Raw genomic sequence first — 3,434 nt, 5'->3', positions numbered from 1 at the left:
GAAAAACTCACTCATGCGGCACTAGAAAATTCCCCACCCGAGGTCTGGGGAATTCTCGTTGCATTTTCGGGGAATTCGGGGTTGCACAAAACAGCGGCAAGCCCTTTTAACCAATAGGGGGTTGCGGACGTTTTCTAGGCCCGATATGTAGAGCGAAATCTTCGGGCTGGTCTGATTCGAACTCAGGGAGGCCTGCTGTCGTTTATTTCTCGACCGGTCAGTTCGATTCTCGCGATACTGCTGGTGGTGACGATCTTCGGCTGACCGGCCAACCGCTTTCTGAGGGTGCAATTACGCCGGAGGTAGCGAGGGATTAGCCTCTCCAAGACCCCGTGCCTACGATCTCACTTATCCGTTCGGCGGTGTTGAGCACGTAGGTGCGGTACTCCTCCATCTTGTCGTTAGTGAGTCGGACCGAGGGGACGGATATGCTCAGCGCAGCGATCACCTCGCCTGTGCTGTTGCGGATGGGTGCGGCAATGCAACGCACGCCGATCTCGTGTTCCTCGTTGTCAAGAGCGTACCCCGTCTCGGTGATCCGTGTGAGCTCGGCCTGAAGAGCGTCTGGATTGGTTATGGTCAAGGGTGTATGTTGGTGAAGGTCCATCGAATGGACGAGCTGGTCCCTGCGTTTGGGCGGCTGGTAGGCCAGCATCACCTTGCCGAGGCCAGTGCAGTATAGTGGCGCCGAGCGCCCTACCTCTGAGTGCATGGATACCTTCAGCGAGAGGGTAGACTCAATCTTGTAGAGGTAAACAAGGTGGTCGATCTCGAGGGTGGCGAGGTGGATCGTCTCATGGGTTGCCTCTGCGAGGGCCTGGAGGACTGGGCGTACGTCATCGAGTTTGGTGCGACGCGCTCGGACTATGCCTGCCACTTCGAAGAGCTTGAGGGTGAGGCTGTAGTATCCCTGATCGACGTCCTGTTGGACGTAGCCGAGTTGCTCCAGAGTTGCGAGAAAACGAAAAGCTGTCGCCTTGGACATCCCTGTTGCTGTCGCGATCTCGGTTACACCGACCTGATCGCACTGGGCCAGACCTTCGAGGATGCTGATCGTTTTGATGACCGCCTTGACGGATGCGACGTCCGACTTTCTCCCTGCCACGTTGTGCTCCCGCCAAAGGATGTAGCGATACAGTACATCCTGCCCACGGATTTGTCAATCGCGGTATCCTAAAATAAAACGCTGTTTTATTATTGACGCATGTTCGGTGGTAGATTATTATCGCACCATGTGGTCAGATCAATTGTACGGCGCCCTCGCGGCGTCGCGGATTATTGTGGTTGTCGTTATCGATGACAAAAAGGATGCGGTACCCACCGCGCGGGCTCTCGCCCGCGGAGGGATCACACATGTTGAACTCGCACTGAGGACGGACGCGTCTCTTGCTGCACTGGAAGCGATCTCCCGGGAAGTTCCGGAGATGACCGTTGGAGCGGGAACTGTACTTTTACCAGCACAGGTACGCGCTGCCCGGGATGCGGGCGCACACTTTGCCGTCTCGCCAGGGCTTTCCCCCGCAGTCGTCGCCGAGGCGGAGAAAATTGGTTTGCCTTTCGCGCCGGGGATAGCTACCCCCACGGACATCGAGAAGGCGTGGAACATGGGCTGCCGTGTTCTCAAGCTCTTTCCCGCCAATCCTATGGGTGGAGCGAAGTACTTAAAGAGCGTTAACGCGGCTTACCGCCACCTGGGCCTCTCGTTTATCCCCCTCGGTGGGGTCCGTTTAGCCAACCTCGATGAGTGGCTTGCCATGCCGGAGATTCTCGCAGTTGGCGGCTCTTGGCCAGCTGCTGACGACCTGATTCGCGCCGGCAAGTGGGACGAAATCGAAACCAACGCCCAGGCGGCGACTGAGCAGATCGCTAAGCTGCGCCCGGAAGCAGGCGGCGGCGTAGGTCAGGGGGGGGCTTGATGAGCATTGTTACTTTTGGTGAGGTGATGACCCGTTTCCGTACTCCCGACTTCAAGCGAATTGCCCAGACGATGCCGGGATCACTCGAAGTCTCCTTTGCAGGTGCCGAGGCCAACGTAGCCGCGTCGGTGACGATGCTTGGTGGTGCAGCGACATTTGTCACCGCCTTGCCGGATAATCCAATCGGCGACGCTTGCGTCGCCTTCCTTCGTGGAGTCGGAATCGAGACAGGCTCGATCATCCGCACTCCTGATGGACGCATCGGTGCCTACTACATCGAGGCCGGCGCCAATCAGCGCGCGAGTTCAGTGGTGTACGACAGGGCTGATTCGGCGGTTGCGCGTGCTCCCTTTGACGCCTACGATTGGGACACAGCATTTGCCGGGGCGATGCGCTTCCACGTCACCGGCATCACCCCGGCCCTCTCAAAAGAGGCGGCTCGCACGACGATCGCTGCGGTCAAGCACGCCAAGAAGCGGGGGCTTACCGTCTCCTGCGATCTCAACTTCCGCAGGAAGTTGTGGTGCTGGGAAAAGGGTTCCGATCCGCGCACTCTGGCCCGGCGCACGATGGAAGAGATTCTTCCCTTTGTTGATCTCGTCATTGCCAACGAGGCGGACGCCGAGGACGTGCTGGGAATCTACGCGGGAGAGACGGATGTCAATTCCGGCTCCCTCGCGATCGACCGCTATCCCGAAGTTGCCCGGGCGATTACTACGAGCTTTCCTTCGGTTCACATGGTGGCGATTACCTTGCGGGAAAGCGTCTCCGCTTCTCACAACCGGTGGGGGGCAATGCTCTACACCGCCGAGACGGACGAGGCTCTGTTTGCGCCCCGGAGGGATGGGCGGTACACAGCCCACGAAATCACCCACATCGTCGACCGCGTTGGTACCGGTGACTCCTTCGGGGCGGGGCTGATTGTCGCCCTCGACGATCCTGCATACGCGAAAGATCTCCAAGGGGCTCTTGACTTTGCGGTGGCCGCAAGCGCACTCTGCCACTCCATTGAGGGGGATTTCAACATTGTGAGCCGCGCCGAGGTCGAGGCTCTCGCTGGCGGTGATACCTCCGGGCGAGTGCGACGGTAGCTAGCGAGTAGCTCACGCATCTGGCGTGCAGGCGGTTGGTGTTGAAGGTCGGAGTATTCGCAAAAAGTGGTGAAATGACGGAATTACTGTAGGGGCTCTTTCAAAGAGCGCCGCTGAGGTCTTTTGCCAGGTGGCCCTTCTTCTAGGTTCATCGTCGAATTCCGGGGAATGCGTGACGGATGCGAAGAAAGAAATATTCGTCGTCCCGGAAGCCATAGGCGACCCGTTGTAAGCGCCCGCGCTATTTTATCACGGCATCCCGCAGTGTTTTCCGCAGGCTGATCATGAATCTGGTCGATTTTCCCGCAGTGGCATAGCATTTCTGCTTTTGGCCGAATTGGTATTTCAAGGAACACCAGCGCGGGAACCGAAGTCCCCGCGCTGGTGTTATCGCGAAATCACCGCCTGGATATGCTCGGTCTCAACA

General features: G+C 58.3%; 3 protein-coding genes. 2 read left to right on the top strand and 1 reads right to left on the bottom strand.

Going from position 1 to position 3,434, the window contains the following annotated elements; all coding sequences use genetic code 11:
• Positions 1-313 precede the first annotated feature (313 nt).
• Positions 314-1,105 (bottom strand): IclR family transcriptional regulator, encoded by a 792-nt coding sequence (locus BW950_RS14520; RefSeq protein ID WP_076490012.1) that lies wholly within the window; start codon positions 1,103-1,105, stop codon positions 314-316.
• 127 nt (positions 1,106-1,232) lie between these two features.
• Between BW950_RS14520 and BW950_RS14515 the strand changes: the two genes are divergently transcribed.
• Together BW950_RS14515 and BW950_RS14510 are read left to right on the top strand one after the other, a co-directional pair.
• Positions 1,233-1,916 carry a bifunctional 4-hydroxy-2-oxoglutarate aldolase/2-dehydro-3-deoxy-phosphogluconate aldolase gene (locus BW950_RS14515; RefSeq protein ID WP_076490011.1) on the top strand — a complete coding sequence of 228 codons (684 nt, stop codon included), beginning with the start codon at positions 1,233-1,235 and terminating at the stop codon, positions 1,914-1,916.
• A complete protein-coding gene (locus tag BW950_RS14510) occupies positions 1,916-3,007 on the top strand; it encodes a sugar kinase (RefSeq protein WP_076490010.1) in 1,092 nt (363 codons plus the stop codon). The genes BW950_RS14515 and BW950_RS14510 overlap by 1 nt, the downstream gene beginning before the upstream one ends.
• Positions 3,008-3,434 lie beyond the last annotated feature (427 nt).

Origin of the sequence: Alkalispirochaeta americana (assembly GCF_900156105.1) — a bacterium.
In the GTDB taxonomy this organism is placed as follows: Bacteria; Spirochaetota; Spirochaetia; order DSM-27196; family Alkalispirochaetaceae; genus Alkalispirochaeta; species Alkalispirochaeta americana.
The sequence above is the reverse complement of the archived record's forward strand: the minus strand, read 5'-3'. Positions and strand labels throughout refer to the sequence as shown.